Below are 18,289 nucleotides of genomic sequence, written 5' to 3'. Positions count from 1 at the left end.
GTGCTCAGCATCCGAGAATTGCCGCCTTGACGAAGGCGCCGGTCTGATACAGATACTGCGCCTCCCAACCGAGTACCCCCATGTCGTATCGGCGGGGGACCCCACGCATCACCACTTGGCCGTCAAAACATTGATGAAAGATGTAGCGCGAGCGCGGGAGGTGATAACGCCAGGTGATGACGATGACCTTCTTCCATCCGAAACTCTTCGCCAGTTGTTGGGTGAACTTGGCCTCGCCCTGCGTGGTGGCCGGATCCGGGGGCAAGCACATCACCAGTACCCCGGGTATCTGGGCGTTGCATCGGGTGGCCATCACCGGGTCCCAGGCGGGATAGGGATCAGACATCGCGACCACCGGCGCGTACCCCTGCCGGGCCAGGTCGAGTCCGTAATCCTCACGGCCATCGTGTTCACCGCCGAGCACGATGATCGCGTCGGCCTTGGTCAGCGGGTCCATGTCGGCCCGGGTGAACAGGAAATACCCGCTGATCCCCAAGATCACCGGGAACGCGACGATCACCACCACCACGGTGATCATCAGCTTCCGGATGCGGGACACGCAGCCGACGATAGCGATGACAACGGCTCGACAGCGGATGCAGCAATGTGCGTCACACTTCGGAACCTCGGGCCCGACCGGGGCCGGGTGCACGCGCCTTCTAAGGTGACCACCATGGCGACCAGCGGTGACAACACAACTCGGGACAACCCGTTCCGTCCCGACCAGTGGGCCCCGGTCGACGGTTTCGACGACCTGACCGACATCACCTACCACCGGCACGTGGGCCCCGGTCGCGAGAACGGGATCGTGCGGATCGCCTTCGACCGGCCGGAGGTGCGTAACGCGTTCCGTCCGCACACGGTCGACGAGCTGTTCCGCACCCTCGATCACGCTCGTCGCACCCCCGACGTCGGGGTGGTGTTGCTGACCGGGAACGGCCCCAGCGTCAAGGACGGCGGATGGGCGTTCTGCAGCGGTGGCGACCAACGCATCCGCGGGCGGTCGGGGTACCAGTACGCCGATGGTGACGTCGCCGAGACCGTGGACACCGCCCGGGTGCGGGTCGAGGGCGGCCGACTGCACATTCTCGAGGTGCAGCGTTTGATCCGCACCATGCCCAAGGTGGTGATCGCGGTGGTCAACGGATGGGCGGCCGGTGGCGGCCACTCGCTGCACGTGGTCTGCGACCTGACCGTCGCCTCGTCCGAACACGCGCGGTTCAAGCAGACCGACGCCGACGTGGGCTCGTTCGACGCCGGGTACGGCAGCGCGTACCTGGCCAAGCAGGTGGGCCAGAAGTTCGCGCGCGAGATCTTCTTCCTCGGCGAGTCGTACACCGCCGACGACATGTTCCGGATGGGCGCGGTCAATCGGGTGTTCCCACACGGCGAGCTCGAGACGTCGGCCGTGGAGTGGGGGCGGGCAATCAACCGCAAGTCGCCGACGGCGCAACGCATGCTGAAGTTCGCGTTCAACCTCACCGACGACGGTCTGATGGGGCAGCAGGTGTTCGCCGGTGAGGCGACTCGACTGGCGTACATGACCGACGAGGCGGTCGAAGGTCGGGACGCGTTCCTGGAGAAGCGACCGCCCCAGTGGGACGAGTACCCGTTCTACTACTGAGGCCCGTCGCTACTTGATCGGGTCCGGGCAGGTACCGGTGCTCTCACCGATCGAGTTGATCTCGGCATTGGATCGCGAGTCGCCTGCGTAGTTGATCAGGTCGGTGCACCTCTGCGCACCGTCGCCCCGGACACCGGCGGGTTGCCCGGCGCCTCCGGGACCCTGGACGTTCGCGTCGCCGGTCTGGCCGGCCCCGGCAGACTGTCCCGGGTCGGCAGCCTGTTCGCGTGCGGTGGTGTCGACGACGGTGGACGTGGCCGTTGGAGTCGGCGAACTCCTCACCGAGGAGGCGGAGACGGAGCTCGACGGAGCGGTGGTGCTGTCGTCGGAGCACGCCGTCACGGGAAGGGCGATCACAGCGATCATGGCCGCGCCCACCACCCACCTGATGGGTGACCGACGCTCTGCGGTACCTGTGCATGCGCTAGCAGTCATACCCGGTACATCTGTGCAGCCGTTCGTCGGTGTTAGCACCTTCCCGACAACAGGTCGGTAACGACGTCACCGACGCTGCGAGACAACGGCCCACTCGACGCCGATAAAGGCCCACTCGACGGGTTCAACCCGTCGAGTGGGCCCTCGATTGCGTCGAGTGGGCCGTCGTCAGGCGGTGAGCTCTTTGACGCGGGCCACGTCGGCCAGCCGCTGCTCGTGGGTCGCGGCGACCGCGCCGAGCAGCAGCACGGTGATGCCGGAGTCGCGGAAGGCGGCAGCGCGCTCGGTGACCACCGCTTCCGGCCCGATCAGCGACAACGCGTCGACGAGATCTGCGGGAACGGCGGCGGCCGCCTCCGCCTTCTTGCCGTCGAGGTACAGGTCCTGGATGGTCTTGGCTTCCTCGACGTAGCCGTACCGGGTGACCAGCGAGTTGTAGAAGTTCTTGCCCCGCGCGCCCATACCGCCGATGTACAGGGCGAGGTGCGCACGTACCCCGTTCTTCGCGTTTTCCTGCTCCTGCGGATCCTCGGTGATCAGCAACGCCGTCTGGGCGACTATCCCCAGTTCGCCGAGCTCCGGGTCGCGCTTGGCGCGACCCTTGGCCAGTGCCTCACCGAACGCAGCATCCACGTGGTCGGGGTGGAACAGGAACGGCTGCCACTCCTCGAACTTCTCGGCAGCCAGCTCGATGTTCTTCGGCCCGATGGCGGCCAACATCATCGGGATCCGGTCACGAACGGGGTGGTTGATGATCTTCAGCGGCTTGCCGAGGCCGGTGCCGCCGTCTTCTTCGGTGAGCGGCAGCTTGTAGTACTTGCCCTGGTAGTCACTGCGCTCCCGGCGCCAGATCAACCGGCAGATGTCGGCGTACTCGCGGGCACGACCCAGCGGGGCGTCGTACTTGACGCCGTGGAAGCCCTCGATCACCTGCGGCCCGGAGGCGCCGATGCCGAGCACCATCCGACCGCCGCTGACGTAGTCCAGACCCGCCGCGGTCATCGCGATGTTGGTGGGGGTCCGCGAGAACATCGGCAGGATGCCGCTGGCCAACTCCATGGTCTTGGTGCGCGCGGCGATGTATCCCAGTTGCGAGACGGCGTCGAAGCTGTACGCCTCGGGAACGACCACCCGGTCCACCCCGGCGGCCTCGTAGTCGATCAGATTGTCGATCGTCTCCCGGAAATCGCCCGCGTAATTGATGGGTATCCCGACCTTCATGACCACATTCCTCTCGCCGACGCCATCGTCCTGCCAACTCCGATTCCGGAGTCTGCCACACCTGTTCCGGGCCTCCCGTCGTCGCGATTCGGGCGGGTACGGCCAACGCCGCGAGGATGGTAGATGAACATTGGGTGAACAACCCCGAACTCGACGCGAACACGCTGGTCACAGGCCGATTTGTCCGGATCAACGGTTTCCACTTTTGCGTATCTGCACCCCAGAATGTGTGCTCATGAGCGCAGAAATGTTGATCCTCGTGTTGCTGGTCATCACAGCACTCGGTTTCGACTTCACCAACGGATTCCACGACACCGGAAACGCGATGGCCACGTCCATCGCCACAGGGGCCCTCAAGCCCAAGGTCGCCGTCGCACTGGCCGGCATCCTGAACCTCGTCGGCGCGTTCCTCTCGGTCGAGGTCGCCGCCACCATCACCAAGGACGTCCTGAAGATCCAGGGCTCGTCCGGTGCGCTGATCCCCGGCATCACGGCCACCGAGGGGATGATCATCATCTTCTCCGGCCTGATCGGGGGCATCCTCTGGAACCTGCTCACCTGGCTGTTCGGTCTGCCGTCCAGCTCGTCCCACGCCCTGTTCGGCGGCCTGATCGGCGCGGGTCTCGCGGCGATCGGCACCTCGGGCGTGAACTGGGACGGCATCGTGGACAAGGTCCTCGTCCCGGCCGTGCTGGCACCGGTCATCGCGGGCGTCGTCGCGGCCGCGGGCACCTGGCTGGTGTACGCGATCACCAAGCGCGTCACCGGCGCCCGTAAGGAGCAGGGCTTCCGCTGGGGCCAGATCGCCACCGCCTCGCTGGTCGCACTGTCGCACGGTACCGGTGACGCGCAGAAGACCATGGGTGTCATCGCGCTCGCGCTCATCACCACCGGTCACCTCAGTGTGAAATCGGTCAAGGACGGTCTGCCGTTCTGGGTGGTCTTCAGCTGCGCAGGCGCCATTGCGCTCGGCACCTACATCGGCGGCTGGCGGGTCATCCGCACCCTGGGCAAGGGTCTGGTGGAGATCGAGTCGCCGCAGGGTCTGGCCGCCGAGGCGTCCTCCGCCGCGATCATCCTGACCTCCAGCGCGTCGGGTATGGCTCTCTCGACCACCCACGTCGCCACCGGCTCGATCCTCGGCTCGGGCGTCGGCAAGCCGGGTGCCAAGGTGCGTTGGGCCGTCGCCGGCCGGATGGTCGTCGCCTGGGTGATCACCCTGCCGGCCGCCGGCGTGGTCGGTGCGATCACCTACTACATCGCGCACCTCATCGGTGGTGCGGGTGGCGCGATCGCCATCTTCGCGATCCTGCTGGTGCTGGCCGGAGCCATGTTCTGGAAGGCACAGCAGCAGAAGGTGGACTCCAACAACGTCAACGCCGAGTGGGACGAGAACTCCAACAGCGTGGTTCCGACCGAGGACGCCGTCGAAACCACGCCCACCGCGTCGGTCTGATCCGAGACAAGGACTGAATCTGACATGAACGAATTCGAGGCAATCGTCCGCGTGCTGATCGTCGGGTTGGTGCTCGGCGCCGGGCTGCCCGCGCTGTTCGCGGTGGGTCTGCGGCTCTTCACCGAAGGCGGCGGTGACGCCGACGCCGACGGCACCACCCACGCGGGCAACCCGGTCGTGCGGTACGCGGGTCTGACCCTGTTCGTCCTCATCGCGGCGGTGATCGTCCTGGCGATCCTGTGGATCTCACGGAACACCATCGACCACTACTTCGACGTCAACCTTTTCCCGTTCGCCCCGAAGAAGTGAGCAACCATGGCTGACCACAACGTCCCTGCCGCCGGCAACGGCAACGGCACCAACAAGTTCGAGGCGATCCTGAACTGGCTGCGGGCCGGTTATCCCGACGGCGTCCCGCCCAAGGACTACTTCCCCCTGCTGGCTCTGCTGAAGCGGTCGCTGTCGCCGGACCAGATCACCGACGTCATCCTCAACCTGTTCATGGCCAACGGCACCGACCAGCCGGTCACCGCAGAGCAGATCCGCAAGGCCATCAGCGAGGTCATCGAGGACGAACCCGAGCAGTCCGACATCAACCAGGTGGCCGCGCGACTCGCGGCCGTCGGATGGCCGCTCGCGGTGGAAACCCCCTGAGAGGCTGCACACCTCGACGTACAGCACGTCCTCTCCCACCACGGTCTAGCATCGACGTGGTGAGAGGGGGCGGCGTGGACAGACCGCAGTTTCTGCAGCGTGTGGTGGAGTGGCTCCGGGCCGGTTACCCGGACGGTATCCCCCGTGGCGACTATGTCCCGTTGGTCGCGTTGCTCCGCAGACAGCTGACCGACGACGAGGTCGCCGCGGTGAGCAAACGGCTCGTCACCTCCGGCGCCGTGGATCTGACCCACCCCCAGGACGTCTCCCGGGTCGACGCCGGGGTGCTGATCACCGAGATCACCGACGACCTGCCGTCGGAATCGGACATCGCTCGGGTCCGGGCACATCTCGGCACCTTCGCGATCGGCCCCGACGACGAGGATCCCCACTGAGCACCCTGCGTCTGCTGCCCCTGGGTCCCGGTGAGCGGGTGCTCGACGCGCTCGACTTCCTCGCCGAGGCCGTGGTCGGAGTGGCCGACGGCAGCGACGCACACCTGCCGGTACCTGCCGACGACGCCGGTGAGACTCGACGGCTGGCCGACGCAATGGCCGTGGACACCGACATCGACCCGGACATCGCGATGGTGGTGTCCACGTCGGGCACCACCGGGACCCCGAAGGGGGCACAGCTGACCTCGACGGCGCTGCGCGCATCGGCGACCGCCACCCACCGTCACCTGGGCGGTCCGGGTGGTTGGCTGCTCGCGCTCCCCGGGCATCACATCGCCGGACTACAGGTGCTGTTGCGCAGTATCGCCTCCGGGTACGAGCCGGTGGTCATCGATGTGTCGGTCGGCTTCGATCCCGACGATCTGGTCACCGGGCTGGAACGGATGGGTGCACCACGGCGGTACACCTCATTGGTGCCCACCCAACTGATCAAGGTGTTGGACCATCCGCGAGCGACCGCCGCACTGGCCGAGACCGACGGCGTGTTGGTCGGCGGGGCCGCCACCCCGGTCGCGCTGCGGGAGCGGGCGATCGCCACCGGTATCCCCATCGTGCGGACCTACGGCATGAGCGAGACCTGCGGTGGGTCGGTGTACGACGGCATCCCCCTCGACGGGGTGGACGTGACGATCCTGTCCCCGGACGCCGACGGGGTGGGCCGGGTGTCGCTTGGCGGTGCGGTGGTCGCATCGGGGTACCGCAACCTGCCCGATCACGCCGCCTTCGCCGACCCCGGCCGGTTCCGCACCGACGACCTGGGCCGGCTGGACGACGGCGTGCTCACGGTGGTCGGGCGAGCCGACGAGGCCATCTCCACCGGTGGATTGACCGTGGTGCCGCAGGTGGTGGAGGCGGCGATCCTCTCCGATCCGGCGGTCGCCGACTGTGCTGTGGTCGGTCTGCCGGACGCACGGTTGGGTGCCCGGGTGGTGGCCGCGGTGGTCGCCGCCGCGGGCGGTGAACCGTCGACCGAATCGGTCCGCGCCACCGTGACCGACCGACTCGGTGGCCTGGCCGCCCCGCGCGAAGTCCTGGTGGTGTCCGAGCTTCCGCGCCGTGGTCCCGGGAAAGTGGATCGGCGGGCGCTGGTGGCGCAGTGGGCGGGTTATTCGCAGCCGTTTCGCTGATCCGCACCGCCCGTAGCGGCTGCGAATGGCTGGAACTGGTGCGGATCCGACCCCGGCACCCTTCTCATCAGGGAACACTCAGCCGACCGGGGCACAATGGTCCGATGCTCCACGGCCCCTACCCGTTCGTCGGCACCGTGTTGGCGCTCCTGGTCCTGTGCACCCTGTGGTCGCTGATCCGGCCGAGCGTGACCGCCGCCGCGGTGACCCTGCTGCTCGCGGTGGTCTGGCTGCCGGTGAACGAACCGGTGGAGGGTGCGGTGCTGCTGGTGCTCACCCCGACCCACGGGATCACCCAGGCCGACCTGATCTCCGTGATGGCGGTCGCGGTGGTCGGAGTGCGGCTCTGGTGGGTGCGACGACGTCGGCGGGTGTGACCGTGACGTATTCTTTCCCGCAGCACCGTCGCCCCAAACCTGACACCATTTGCTGGTGAGCAACGACGCGCAGCCGGACACCCCAGAGACCGCCTCCCACAGCGATGGTGTGCCGGGCCCGCTGCTCGAGTTGGCCCACCGCTGCGGGGTCGCCACCGAGTACATCGGCTGGGGTGAGAAGCATTACGAAGTGGCTCCGGACACCCTGCGTAAGGTGCTGGGCGCGTTGGGGGTCGCCGCCGACACCGACGAGGAGATCGCGGTGGCCCTGGTCGACCGGGAGCTGGATCCCTGGCGCCGTCGGCTGCCGCCGGTGGTGGTCGGTGTCGCCGGCACCGAGACCCGCATCCCCGTCCACGTCCCGCACGGTGAACCGTTGCGGGTCACCGTGGTCACCGAGAACGGCGACGAGGCGGACGCCACGCAACTGAACGTGTGGGTTGACCCGCGTGAGGTGGACGGCGCGTTGGTCGGCGAGGCCACCTTCGCCCTGCCGGCCGACCTGCCCACCGGCTGGCACGTCATCCGCGCCGAGATACCGGGGCGACCCGAACTCGACGCCGAATGCGACCTCGCGGTCACCCCCGCACGCCTCGACACCGTGGAGCGCCTGAGCGGGCAGCGCTGGGGATTGGCGACGCAGTTGTACTCGATCCGTTCGCGGCGCTCGTGGGGGGTGGGTGATCTCCAGGATCTTGCCGACATCGCAACCGTCGCCGGCGCCCACCACGGCGCCGACTTCGTGCAGGTGAATCCGCTGCATGCGGCACAGCCGAGGCCGCCGGTCGAGTCGTCGCCGTATCTGCCGACCACCCGCCGCTTCGTCAACCCGCTCTACATCCGGGTGGAGGACATCCCGGAGGTCGCACACCTGCCGACCGCCGACTACCGCTCGCTGCGCAAGTCGGCGCACCGCTTCGACCGGGCCAACGTCAAGACCGACCGCATCCGTCGCAACCGGTCGTACCGGGAGAAGTTGTCGGTGCTGGAGAAGATCTTCGGGGTTCCGTTGAGTCCCACCCGGCAGGTCGCGCTGGACGACTACCTGACCCGCGAGGGTGACGGGCTGGTGGAGTTCGCCACCTGGTGCGCACTCGCCGAACGACTAGAGCCAGAGGATGCGCAGTGGCAGGATCTCCTTGCGCACCCGGATCAACTGGGCGCGGCGCGCGTCGAGCTGGCCGATCGGATCTCGTTCCACTGCTGGCTGCAATGGATCTGCGATCAGCAGCTCGAGGCCGCGCAACGCGCCGCCCTCGACGCGGGTATGGACATCGGGATCATGCACGACCTCGCTGTCGGGGTGCAGCGCACCGGCGCGGACGTCTGGACCCTCGGTGACGCGCTCGCCACCGGCGCGACGGTGGGTGCGCCACCCGACGGTTTCAATCAGCAGGGTCAGGACTGGAGCCAACCACCCTGGCACCCATGGCATCTGGCCGAGCGGGGTTACCGCCCGTATCGCGACATGCTGCGCACGGTGTTGCGGCATGCCGGCGGACTTCGTATCGATCACATCCTCGGACTGTTTCGGCTGTGGTGGATCCCGGAAGGTGAATCCGCTGCCGCCGGAACCTACGTGCGGTACGACCACGAGGCCCTCATCGGCATCCTGGTGTTGGAGGCGGAACGCGCGGGTGCCGTGGTCGTCGGCGAGGATCTGGGTGTCTTCGAACCGATCGTGCAGGAGTATCTGACCTCGCGCGGGGTGCTCGGAACGTCCATCCTGTGGTTCGAGCAGACTCCCGACGGCCCCGTCCCACCGGACGACTATCGGCGGCTGTGTCTGACGTCGGTCAACACCCACGATCTACCGCCGACGGCAGGATACCTTGCCGGTGAACACATCCGGGTGCGTTCCGAACTCGGACTACTCACCCGCAGCGAGGAGGAGGAGCGTCTCGCCGACGCGGAAGAACGCGACGCGGTGGTCGCGTTGGCGACGCAGCGGGGGCTGGTGCCCGACGATCCGTCCTCCGAGGACATCGTCGATGCCCTGCACGCGCTGGTGGCGGAGACCCCGTCGGCGCTGATCGGGGTGGCGCTGGTGGACGCCGTGGGCGAGTACCGCATCCAGAACCAGCCGGGCACCGACTCGTCGCAGTACCCCAACTGGCAGATCCCGTTGGCCGACGATCACGGCGCCGCGGTTCTGGTGGAGGATCTCGCCGACAACGAGCGGTTCGCGCGACTGGTCGCGGCGCTGAACCGGTAGCAGCCACGGATCGGGGCGCGCGGCCGTCAGCCGACCGGCCCGGCCCCCGATCCGGCGTGGATGCGGGAGCACGTCGGCGCGGCGAACCCGGCGTCGACGACGGTGCGGTGCACCCGCTCGGCAATCGCGTCGGCCCGATCGATGGGGGCGACGGCGATCACGCAACCACCGAACCCGCCGCCGGTCATCCGAGCTCCGTACGCACCGGCGGCGACAGCGGTGTCGGCGACGAGATCGATGTGCGGGGTGGTGATCTCGAAGTCGTCGCGCATCGAGGCGTGGGACTCGCTGAACAGACGCCCGACCGTCGAATAGTCCTCGGCCGTCACCGCGTCGACCACCGCGAAGACCCGGCGATTGTCGGTGAGGATGTGCCGCGCACGTCGGCGGTCCACCGGATCGACGACCGCCGACAACACCTCGACCCCGCGGTCCTGCACCTCGCGCAGCGACGCCACGCCCAGGTCGTGGGCCGCGCGCTCACACGATGCCCGGCGTGCCGCGTACTCACCGCCGGCGTGGGCGTGCGGGGCACGCGAGTCGATGAGCAACAGCGCCGCGTCGGCGGAGGCCGGGTCGAAACCCACCGGTGTCACCGCGGCATCCTGGAAGTCGATGAGCAGGGCGTGCCCGTCCTGCCCGAACAGCGACGCCAGCTGATCCATCAGACCCGTGGGCGCGCCCACGTAGTCGTTCTCGGCCCGCTGAGCGATGCGAGCCTGTTCCGTGCGGTCCACCCGGTCACCGGTGGCGGCGGTGACGGCGCCCAACACCGCGCACTCCAGCGCCGCCGACGACGACAGCCCCGATCCGATCTGCACCTCGCTGGTGATGTACATGGTCCCGCCGACGCTCCGTCGGCCCGCCACCCGCAAGGACCACAACACCCCGGCAACGTAGGCCGCCCACCCGCCGGTCGCACCGGGTTGGGTGTCCAGCGGGATGCGAATGGCACCGGTCTCATGATCGCTGCGGACGGTGACCGCGGCGGTGCCGTCCGGCGTGAACGTCACCGTGGTGCGCTGCGGCAACGCGATGGGCAGCGCGAAACCGTGGTTGTAGTCGGTGTGTTCGCCGATGAGATTGACCCGCCCGGGTGCCGCGTACCGGATGGCGGCCCCGGTCATCACGCCTCCCGCAGTCGCAGCGCGACGGACTCCGGGGTGACGTCGCTGATGAAGGCGTCCATCGCCGACTCCGAGCCGGCCAGGAACTTCAACTTGTTCGCGCTGCGCCGGACGGACATCAGCTCGATGTGGAAGTACCCCTCGCGTTGGGTGGGGACGTCGCGATACTGGTGCAGCGCGGAGATATACGGCAGCGGTGTGGGATACAACCGGTCGAAGCGACCGAGGACGTCGAGGTAGATCTCCGCGAGGCCGTCGAGTTCGATGGAATCGAGCTCGGTGAGGTTGTGCGCGAACCGGTTCGGGTAGATGTGCACCTCCACCGGCCAGCGCGCGGCGAACGGGACGAAGGCGGTGAAGTGCTCGGTGCGGGCGATCACCCGGCTGCCGTCGACCACCTCGTCGGCCAGGAGATCGGTGAACATGTTGCGGCCGTGGCGCTCCGCGTACGCGTCGGCCTGCTGCAGCATCTGCGCGGTGCGCGGGGTGAGATACGGATAGCCGTAGATCTGACCGTGCGGATGGGTCAGTGTCACCCCGATCTCCTCACCGCGATTCTCGAAGCAGAACACCTGCTCGATACCCGGGCGCGACATCAGGTCGGCGGTGCGGTGCCGCCACGCGTCCACCACCAGTCGTGCCTGCGCGGGTGGGAGCTGTGCGAACGACGCGCGGTGGTCGCTGGAGAAGCAGATCACCTCGCACCGTCCGTGGCCGGGCGCGGTCACGAAATCCGTTCCGTCGAGGGATGGCAACGCGACATCGGCGGTAGCGGCCCCGGAGAGGCTGGGAAATCGGTTCTCGAACACCACCACGTCGTACGACGCGGCCGGGATCTCGCTCAGGGTGCCAGTGGGCCCAGGGCAGAGCGGGCACTGATCGGCGGGCGGCTTGTAGGTGCGGTCCTGGCGCAGCGCCGCGACGATCACCCACTGCCCGGTCTGCCGGTCGTACCGGATCTCCGACTGCTGATCGGTGCGTGGCGGCAACGGGCGACGGTCGACAACCGGCTCCGGGACGTGACCGGGTAGCGAGAAGAACAACTCCTGGCGGCCGTCGGCCAACGGCCACGCCAATGGGGTTGCGGTGTCGGTCATTCCGCTCCTCCGACCGGGGCGACGAGCAGCTCGCCGACCTGACGCGACAGTTCCGCCCGATCGGTGCCGGACAATCCGTCGTCGATGATCATCACGTCGATCTGACCCAGTTGTGCGAACACGTTGGTGCCCACCTCCCGATACTTGGTGTGGTCGGCGAGCACGGTGACCCGGTCGGCGATCGCGATGAGAGTTCGGTTGGTCTGCGCCTCGGCGATGTTCGGTGTGGTGAGGCCGGCGCCGGGATCCACCCCGTGCACACCCAGGTAGGCGGCGTCGACGCGGAACGACCCGATGGACGCGTCCGCGACCGGTCCGACCAGCGCATCGGACGGGGTGCGCACCCCGCCGGTGAGATAGACGGTCGGGGCACCACCCTCGGCTCCCGCGACCGGGTCGGTGAGCACCTGGAAGATGCTGATCGAGTTGGTCACCACGGTGATCGAGGGTCGGTCGCGCAGCCGGCGCGCGAGCTCCACGGTGGTGGTTCCCGCGCCGACCGCGATGGTCATGCCGTCCTCCACGGTGGCGGCGGCGACATGGGCGATGGCGACCTTCTCGACCTGCTGCTGTGCGGCTTTGACCGCCGACCACGGCTCCTCGCCCCGGTTGTGCCGGACGACGGCGCCGCCGCGGACCTTGCGCAGCAGGTCCTGAGCGTCGAGGGTGTCGAGATCCCGGCGCACCGTCATCTCCGAGACGTCGAGCTCGCCGGCGAGGTCGGCAACCCGGACGGCCCCGCCGTCCCGCAGTGCGCGCAGGATCGCGCTGCGCCGTTCCGCCGCCAGCATCGTCTCCGACACTCCTCTCCATGGCATCCGCACAGTGCTCACGCAAGTACAGCATCAATGCCGAACCGAACAGTAACAAACATTCCGAGACCAAAAGGTCGGATCTGCGTGCCAGATGATGTTCTCTTCTGTTAGGTTACGTCAGAACATGTGCCCAGTGATCCACATCACCGGCACCTCGGACATACGCCGGGTCGCTCAACAAAGGAGTTGATGGATGACGACCACCACGCTGGCCGCAGACAATGTGCTGCGACTCAATGCCGGCGCACTCGACTACGTGCTGATCGCGATCTACTTCGTCTTCGTGCTCGGAATCGGCTACATCGCGCGCACCCAGATCTCGTCGAGTCTCGACTTCTTCCTGTCCGGGCGGCGACTGCCCGCCTGGGTCACCGGTATCGCCTTCGTCTCCGCCAACCTCGGCGCGGTGGAGATCATGGGTATGGCCGCCAACGGTGCACAGATCGGCCTGGCCACCATGCACTACTACTGGATCGGCGCCGTACCCGCGATGCTGTTCCTGGGCGTGGTGATGATGCCGTTCTACTACGGCTCCAAGGTGCGCAGTGTTCCCGAGTTCATGCGACGACGGTTCGGCACCGGCGCGCACCTGGTGAACGCGATCAGCTTCGCGGTGGCGCAGGTGCTCATCGCCGGGGTCAACCTGTTCCTGCTGTCCACGGTGATCAACGTGCTGCTGGGGTGGGAGAAGTGGGTGTCGCTCATCGTCGCGGCGGCCATCGTGCTCACCTACACCGCCCTCGGCGGCCTGTCGGCGGCGATCTACAACGAGGTGCTGCAGTTCTTCGTCATCCTGGCCGCGCTGGTGCCGCTCACCGTCTTCGGACTCATCAAGGTGGGCGGCTGGAGCGGACTGAAGGAGAAGGTCGTCGACACCAAGAGCGACGGTTCGGTGACCGCGACCATCCACGACCAGCTCAGCTCCTGGCCCGGAACCGCGTTGAGTGGCTTCAACAGTCCGTTCTGGTCGGTGGTCGGCATCGTGTTCGGTCTGGGCTTCGTGTTGTCGTTCGGGTATTGGACGACCAACTTCGTCGAGGTGCAGCGGGCGATGGCCTCGGACTCGATGTCGTCGGCCCGGCGGGCGCCGATCATCGGTGCGTTCCCCAAGATGCTGATCCCGTTCGTGGTGGTGGTGCCCGGCATGATCGCGGCAGCCTGCATCGGCGACATGATCAACCTGAAGCAGTCGGGGTCGGGTGACATCACCTACAACGATGCGATGTTGCTGATGGTCCGCGACATCCTGCCCAACGGGCTGCTCGGTGTGGCCATCGCCGGTCTGATCGCGTCGTTCATGGCCGGCATGGCCGCGAACATCTCGGCGTTCAACACCGTGTTCAGCTACGACATCTGGCAGCAGTACATCGTCAAGAACCGGTCGGACAACTACTACATCCAGGTGGGACGGGTGGCCACCGTCGGGGCAACGGTGCTGGCCATCTTCACCGCGCTCATCGCGTCGGGCTACTCCAACCTCATGGACTACCTGCAGACGTTGTTCGGGTTCTTCAACGCACCGCTGTTCGCGACGTTCATCCTCGGCATGTTCTGGAAGCGGATGACCGCGACCGCCGGTTGGGTGGGCCTGGTACTCGGAACACTCTCGGCGGTCACCGTTTTCGTTCTGTCCGAGACCGACGTGATCAATCTGCCCGGTCAAGGGATGCCGTTCCTGGCCGCGACCGCCGCGTTCATCGTCGACATCGTGGCGAGCATCCTGGTCAGCCTGGTCACCCGGCCGAAGCCGGTCGCCGAACTGCAGGGCTTCGTCTACTCGGAGACGAAGGTGAACATCCTCGGCGATCCGGACGACGCGAACAAGCCGTGGATCCAGCGGGCCGTCCCGCTGGCCGGCGTGATGCTGGTCCTGGTCGTCGTCCTCAACATCGTCTTCCACTGAGACCGACGTCTCTTCAGCGAGTCAGGAGCACATCATGGCTGTCCCGCACACCAGTCGGCTTATCACCCGACTGTTCGACATCCGCAACATCATCGGTCTGCTGCTCACCATCTACGGTGTGCTGCTCACCATCGCCGGCTTCGCCCCCGGGATCCTGCGCAATCACGACGACCCTGCGGCCGCCGGTAACCGCACCGACCTCTACGTCGGCACCGACGCGAACTGGTGGATCGGGCTCATCCTGCTGGCCATCTCGCTGATCTTCTTCGTGTGGTCGGTGGTCCGCCCGCTCGGCGGTGAGCGCACCGCCGACGGTGACCGCGCGGTCGCCCGCGGACCGGAGTAGGTCGGGGTTCGCGCGTGGGCCCGCGTTCGCACCAGTTTCCGCGATTCGCACCAGCTGTAACTGGTGCGTGCGCGCACAACTGGTGCGAATGCACCCCGTCGGCGGACTCGTCGACAAAGGGCACACATCCGCACCAGTCTCCGAGATCCGCACACCCTGCAACCGGTGCGGATCGGAGAGACTGGTGCGTGTTCGACATGTGGGTACACGTATCCACAAGTACGTCACCGGTCCACAACCGCTGACATCCGTGCTCACGGTCGTCCCTGCGCCGTCATGGTGGTCGGCATGGACTCGTTCCCCTCGGACTCCGACGGATTAATTCGTCGCCGCCTGGTGGTCGCCGGCTTCGGCGATGACGACGGGCTCGCCCGTGCGGTACGTGACGGGTCACTGATACGAGTGCGACGTGGGAGCTACACATCGGTGGATACCGATCCAGATGCTCTCGGCAGACTGCAGATTCTTGCTGCGGCCGGAGACGCCATCATCGAGAAGGCTGTCAGCCACCATTCTGCGGCGGCGCTGCACGGGCTCGACACACTTGACGACGACAGCCCGCCTCGTGGGGTGCACTTCTCGGTGCGGAGGGCCAACGGCGGTGACACTCGCACACGATTGCTGCATCCGACGCGGTGGGATCCGGACGAAGTGGTCATGATCGACGACGTCCTCACCACGTCCATTGCCCGCACCGCCGTGGACATCGCCCGTCAGGGCTCGTGGATGTCTGCACTGGTGGTCTTCGACTCCGCCCTGCGACTCGGGGTCACCAAGGACGACCTTCGGTCGGTTATCCAACGCAGCCGCGGCCGGACCGGGGTAGGCGCGGCACGGGCGGCTCTGCCCTACGCGGACGGCCGAGCCGAAAGCGTCGCGGAGTCACTGAGCCGAGGGTTGATCATCAGCTTCCACGACATCCCCACCCCTACCCTGCAACACGTCATTCGCGACGGGGACGGACGAGAGCTGTTCCGCCTGGACTTTCTCTGGGACAAGGACAGGGTCGTCGGCGAATGCGATGGCAGGCGCAAGTTCGAACAGCATCTACGACCGGGCGAATCCGTGGCAGATCGGCACTGGCACGCGAAAGAGCGCGATGAGGCGTTGATGGATCTCGGCCTGTTCCCCGTGCACTGGGGTTGGCGCGAGCTGATGAACCCGGAAAAGTACCACCACCGACTGGTCAGGGCGTTCGATCGAGCTCATCGACGGTTCGCCGCCTGAGCCGAGTGTCCTGCCGGTAGGCACGGTGGTTGCACCCCGAATACGCCCCAGTTTCGCCGGCGCGCACCCACTGCACCTCATGCGGGTTCGTAGAACTGGGGCGAACTCATCCACCGCCCGGGTGCGCCGAACTCCACATCCAGCGGCCACCGTGGAGCGATCGGTCCGGGTGTCTCTGTGGGGAGGTGGACAATCCGCACCAGTTTCACGAAGTCGGAGCCCCTACAGTGGCTGCGTACTCGCGAAACTGGTGCGAACTCCGCCAGCGCCACGCGCGTCCCGGCCCCCTGACCGCAGGCCACTCACCGCACGACAGCGCCAGACAGCCCCACGACAGCGGGCGAGGGCACAGTCGGCGGCATGAACACATCACGCGATCCCCTCGACGCACCGAGGGCCATCGAGGCCCACGGACTCGTGAAGCACTTCGGCAACACCCGCGCCGTCAACGGTGTGGACCTGGTCGTACCCACCGGCACGGTGTACGGCGTGCTCGGCCCCAACGGGGCCGGGAAGACGACCACCGTCCGGATGCTGGCCACCCTGTTGCGCCCCGACGCCGGGCAGGCGGCGATCTTCGGCCACGACGTGGTCGCCGACCCGGTGGCCGTGCGTTCCATGGTCGGCGTGACCGGTCAGTACGCGTCGGTGGACGAGGATCTGACCGCGAGTCAGAACCTGGTCATCTTCGGCCGGCTGCTCGGGATGAGCCGCGCCGACGCCCGCAGCCGGGCGGGTGAACTACTCGAGGAGTTCGGCCTCCAGGACGCCGCGCCCCGGCAGCTCAAGGAGTTCTCCGGCGGTATGCGCCGCCGACTCGACCTCGCGGCCAGCCTCATCGCCACCCCGCCGCTGCTGTTCCTCGACGAGCCGACCACCGGACTGGACCCGCGCACGCGGGCCCAGATGTGGGACACCATCCGGCGACTGGTCGCCGAGGGCACCACGGTGCTGCTCACCACCCAGTACCTCGACGAGGCCGATCAGCTGGCCGACCGCATCGCGGTCATCGACCACGGGCTGGTGATCGCGGACGGCACGGCCGCCGAACTGAAGCGTTCGGTCGGCTCGGCCACCTTCCAACTCACCCCCGCCGACCGTGCGGACGCCGTCGCCGCGCTCACCGTGGTGGAACGGGTACTCGGCGAGAAGGCCACGCTCAGCCCGGAAGCCGCGCGCATCACCGTGCCCATGCCGTCGTCGGATCGGGTCGCCGACGTGTTGGTGGCACTACGCGAACAGAACATCGCGGTCGGCGGCATGAACGTCCAGGAACCCACGCTCGACGAGGTGTTCCTCACCCTGACCGGCAAACCGCAGCCCGACCAATCCCCATCCGACGACTCCACGAAAGGGGTGGCAGCATGACCACCCTCACCTCCACACCCGGACCGGTCACCCACCGCGCCACCGCGCCCCAGCCCATCGGGATCAGCTTCTCGCAGACCGTCGCGCAGTCGCTGGTGATGGCCGGCCGGGGGTTGCTGAAGTTCCGACACAACCCCGAACAGTTCTTCGACGTGGTGTTCCAGCCGATCCTGTTCACCCTGATGTTCACCTACATCTTCGGTGGCGCGATCTCCGGAAGCGTCTCCAGCTACCTGCCGGTGATCATCCCCGGCATCCTGGTGCAGACCGTGATCACCACCTCGATGGTGACCGGCACCCAGTTGCGGGAGGACATGGACAAGGGTGTGTTCGACCGGTTCCGGTCGTTACCCATCGCCCGCATCAGCCCGCTGGTCGGGGCAACCCTGGCCGACGTGCTGCGCTATCTCATCGCCACGGTGATCACCTTCGCGGTCGGCATCGCGATGGGGTGGCGACCCGACGCGCTCGGCGCCGTCGGTGCCGCGGTGCTGGTGGTCATCTGCAGCTTCGCGTTGTCGTGGATCTTCGCGCTGATGGGGGTGCTGATGAAGAAGGCCTCTGCGGTGCAGGGCATCTCGCTGATGGTACTGTTCCCGCTCACCTTTCTGTCCAACGCCTTCGTGCCGGTGAACACCATGCCGGGTTGGCTGCAGGCCTTCGTCAAGGTCAACCCGGTCTCCAGCCTGGTGACGGCGGTGCGCGATCTGTGCAACGACGGCACCGTGGGCATCCACGTGCTGTGGTCGCTGCTGGGCGCCGCGATCATCATGGCGATCTTCGTCCCGCTGACCGTGCGCGCCTATATGCGCAACGCCTGAGGGGCACCACCCCGTCGACCG

19 protein-coding genes are annotated in these 18,289 nt (G+C 67.3%); 13 read left to right on the top strand and 6 right to left on the bottom strand.

Annotated features, from left to right (window positions below; genetic code table 11):
• Nucleotides 1-4: 4 nt before the first annotated feature.
• On the bottom strand, nt 5-559 hold the full coding sequence (locus BW971_RS02260; protein ID WP_076476063.1) for a YdcF family protein: 555 nt from the start codon (nt 557-559) through the stop codon (nt 5-7).
• Between the two features lie 114 nt (nt 560-673).
• On the opposite strand from BW971_RS02260, the gene BW971_RS02255 reads away from it, so the two are divergent.
• Nucleotides 674-1,624, top strand: coding sequence for a 1,4-dihydroxy-2-naphthoyl-CoA synthase (locus tag BW971_RS02255; protein ID WP_076476400.1), 951 nt, complete (start codon nt 674-676; stop codon nt 1,622-1,624).
• Between the two features lie 9 nt (nt 1,625-1,633).
• Here BW971_RS02255 and BW971_RS02250 read toward each other — a convergent pair whose 3' ends face one another.
• Entirely contained in the window at nt 1,634-1,990 is a 357-nt protein-coding gene (locus BW971_RS02250; protein WP_143690162.1) for a hypothetical protein, read from the bottom strand.
• 237 nt (nt 1,991-2,227) lie between these two features.
• Nucleotides 2,228-3,280, bottom strand: coding sequence for an LLM class F420-dependent oxidoreductase (locus tag BW971_RS02245; RefSeq protein ID WP_076476058.1), 1,053 nt, complete (start codon nt 3,278-3,280; stop codon nt 2,228-2,230).
• A 235-nt stretch (nt 3,281-3,515) separates the two neighbouring features.
• Here BW971_RS02245 and BW971_RS02240 point away from each other — a divergent pair, with 235 nt between their 5' ends.
• The 7 genes from BW971_RS02240 to malQ all read left to right on the top strand — a co-directional run bounded on the left by BW971_RS02240 (nt 3,516) and on the right by malQ (nt 9,564).
• Complete coding sequence (locus tag BW971_RS02240) at nt 3,516-4,736, top strand: inorganic phosphate transporter (RefSeq protein WP_076476398.1); 1,221 nt, start codon at nt 3,516-3,518, stop codon at nt 4,734-4,736.
• A gap of 24 nt (nt 4,737-4,760) precedes the next feature.
• Nucleotides 4,761-5,045, top strand: a complete 285-nt coding sequence (locus BW971_RS02235; RefSeq protein ID WP_076476056.1) for a hypothetical protein — start codon at nt 4,761-4,763, stop codon at nt 5,043-5,045.
• Between the two features lie 6 nt (nt 5,046-5,051).
• Nucleotides 5,052-5,390 carry a DUF3349 domain-containing protein gene (locus BW971_RS02230; RefSeq protein ID WP_076476054.1) on the top strand — a complete coding sequence of 113 codons (339 nt, stop codon included), beginning with the start codon at nt 5,052-5,054 and terminating at the stop codon, nt 5,388-5,390.
• Nucleotides 5,391-5,464: 74 nt separating this feature from the next.
• On the top strand, nt 5,465-5,785 hold the full coding sequence (locus BW971_RS02225) for a DUF3349 domain-containing protein (RefSeq protein ID WP_076476396.1): 321 nt from the start codon (nt 5,465-5,467) through the stop codon (nt 5,783-5,785).
• Nucleotides 5,782-6,972 carry an o-succinylbenzoate--CoA ligase gene (gene menE / locus BW971_RS02220; protein WP_076476394.1) on the top strand — a complete coding sequence of 397 codons (1,191 nt, stop codon included), beginning with the start codon at nt 5,782-5,784 and terminating at the stop codon, nt 6,970-6,972. The genes BW971_RS02225 and menE overlap by 4 nt, the downstream gene beginning before the upstream one ends.
• 104 nt (nt 6,973-7,076) lie before the next feature.
• Nucleotides 7,077-7,349, top strand: coding sequence for a hypothetical protein (locus tag BW971_RS02215; RefSeq protein WP_076476053.1), 273 nt, complete (start codon nt 7,077-7,079; stop codon nt 7,347-7,349).
• A gap of 109 nt (nt 7,350-7,458) precedes the next feature.
• On the top strand, nt 7,459-9,564 hold the full coding sequence (gene malQ / locus BW971_RS02210; RefSeq protein WP_076476392.1) for a 4-alpha-glucanotransferase: 2,106 nt from the start codon (nt 7,459-7,461) through the stop codon (nt 9,562-9,564).
• 26 nt (nt 9,565-9,590) lie between these two features.
• Here malQ and BW971_RS02205 read toward each other — a convergent pair whose 3' ends face one another.
• Genes BW971_RS02205 through BW971_RS02195 form a run of 3 tightly spaced genes read right to left on the bottom strand, consistent with a single transcriptional unit; the run spans nt 9,591 to nt 12,591 of the window.
• A complete protein-coding gene (locus tag BW971_RS02205; protein ID WP_076476051.1) occupies nt 9,591-10,691 on the bottom strand; it encodes a galactokinase in 1,101 nt (366 codons plus the stop codon).
• Nucleotides 10,691-11,788, bottom strand: coding sequence for a galactose-1-phosphate uridylyltransferase (gene galT, locus BW971_RS02200; protein WP_076476050.1), 1,098 nt, complete (start codon nt 11,786-11,788; stop codon nt 10,691-10,693). Before galT ends, BW971_RS02205 begins: the two co-directional genes overlap by 1 nt.
• On the bottom strand, nt 11,785-12,591 hold the full coding sequence (locus tag BW971_RS02195; protein WP_407701181.1) for a DeoR/GlpR family DNA-binding transcription regulator: 807 nt from the start codon (nt 12,589-12,591) through the stop codon (nt 11,785-11,787). The genes galT and BW971_RS02195 overlap by 4 nt, the downstream gene beginning before the upstream one ends.
• 205 nt (nt 12,592-12,796) lie before the next feature.
• Here BW971_RS02195 and BW971_RS02190 point away from each other — a divergent pair, with 205 nt between their 5' ends.
• The 5 genes from BW971_RS02190 to BW971_RS02170 all read left to right on the top strand — a co-directional run bounded on the left by BW971_RS02190 (nt 12,797) and on the right by BW971_RS02170 (nt 18,268).
• Nucleotides 12,797-14,506 (top strand): sodium:solute symporter family protein, encoded by a 1,710-nt coding sequence (locus tag BW971_RS02190; RefSeq protein ID WP_076476048.1) that lies wholly within the window; start codon nt 12,797-12,799, stop codon nt 14,504-14,506.
• A 34-nt stretch (nt 14,507-14,540) separates the two neighbouring features.
• Nucleotides 14,541-14,852 carry an Asp23/Gls24 family envelope stress response protein gene (locus tag BW971_RS02185; protein WP_076476046.1) on the top strand — a complete coding sequence of 104 codons (312 nt, stop codon included), beginning with the start codon at nt 14,541-14,543 and terminating at the stop codon, nt 14,850-14,852.
• A 288-nt stretch (nt 14,853-15,140) separates the two neighbouring features.
• A complete protein-coding gene (locus tag BW971_RS02180; protein WP_076476388.1) occupies nt 15,141-16,079 on the top strand; it encodes a type IV toxin-antitoxin system AbiEi family antitoxin domain-containing protein in 939 nt (312 codons plus the stop codon).
• A 360-nt stretch (nt 16,080-16,439) separates the two neighbouring features.
• Complete coding sequence (locus BW971_RS02175; protein WP_076476044.1) at nt 16,440-17,447, top strand: ATP-binding cassette domain-containing protein; 1,008 nt, start codon at nt 16,440-16,442, stop codon at nt 17,445-17,447.
• The gene (locus BW971_RS02170) at nt 17,444-18,268 is read left to right on the top strand and encodes an ABC transporter permease (RefSeq protein ID WP_076476042.1); all 825 of its coding nucleotides are present in this window, start codon (nt 17,444-17,446) and stop codon (nt 18,266-18,268) included. Before BW971_RS02175 ends, BW971_RS02170 begins: the two co-directional genes overlap by 4 nt.
• Nucleotides 18,269-18,289 lie beyond the last annotated feature (21 nt).

Source organism: Williamsia sterculiae (genome assembly GCF_900156495.1).
Taxonomy (GTDB): Bacteria; Actinomycetota; Actinomycetes; order Mycobacteriales; family Mycobacteriaceae; genus Williamsia_B; species Williamsia_B sterculiae.
This window is presented reverse-complemented; position numbering and strand designations above follow the sequence as displayed.

Excerpts from the sequence above, each read along its gene's own strand:
- BW971_RS02255 (WP_076476400.1), top strand. The coding sequence starts at position 674 with ATGGCGACCAGCGGTGACAACACAACTCGGGACAACCCGTTCCGTCCC.
- BW971_RS02250 (WP_143690162.1), bottom strand. The coding sequence starts at position 1,990 with ATGATCGCTGTGATCGCCCTTCCCGTGACGGCGTGCTCCGACGACAGC.
- BW971_RS02245 (WP_076476058.1), bottom strand. The coding sequence starts at position 3,280 with ATGAAGGTCGGGATACCCATCAATTACGCGGGCGATTTCCGGGAGACG.
- BW971_RS02240 (WP_076476398.1), top strand. The coding sequence starts at position 3,516 with ATGAGCGCAGAAATGTTGATCCTCGTGTTGCTGGTCATCACAGCACTC.
- BW971_RS02235 (WP_076476056.1), top strand. The coding sequence starts at position 4,761 with ATGAACGAATTCGAGGCAATCGTCCGCGTGCTGATCGTCGGGTTGGTG.
- BW971_RS02230 (WP_076476054.1), top strand. The coding sequence starts at position 5,052 with ATGGCTGACCACAACGTCCCTGCCGCCGGCAACGGCAACGGCACCAAC.
- BW971_RS02215 (WP_076476053.1), top strand. The coding sequence starts at position 7,077 with ATGCTCCACGGCCCCTACCCGTTCGTCGGCACCGTGTTGGCGCTCCTG.
- BW971_RS02205 (WP_076476051.1), bottom strand. The coding sequence starts at position 10,691 with ATGACCGGGGCCGCCATCCGGTACGCGGCACCCGGGCGGGTCAATCTC.
- galT (WP_076476050.1), bottom strand. The coding sequence starts at position 11,788 with ATGACCGACACCGCAACCCCATTGGCGTGGCCGTTGGCCGACGGCCGC.
- BW971_RS02190 (WP_076476048.1), top strand. The coding sequence starts at position 12,797 with ATGACGACCACCACGCTGGCCGCAGACAATGTGCTGCGACTCAATGCC.
- BW971_RS02185 (WP_076476046.1), top strand. The coding sequence starts at position 14,541 with ATGGCTGTCCCGCACACCAGTCGGCTTATCACCCGACTGTTCGACATC.
- BW971_RS02180 (WP_076476388.1), top strand. The coding sequence starts at position 15,141 with ATGGACTCGTTCCCCTCGGACTCCGACGGATTAATTCGTCGCCGCCTG.
- BW971_RS02175 (WP_076476044.1), top strand. The coding sequence starts at position 16,440 with ATGAACACATCACGCGATCCCCTCGACGCACCGAGGGCCATCGAGGCC.
- BW971_RS02170 (WP_076476042.1), top strand. The coding sequence starts at position 17,444 with ATGACCACCCTCACCTCCACACCCGGACCGGTCACCCACCGCGCCACC.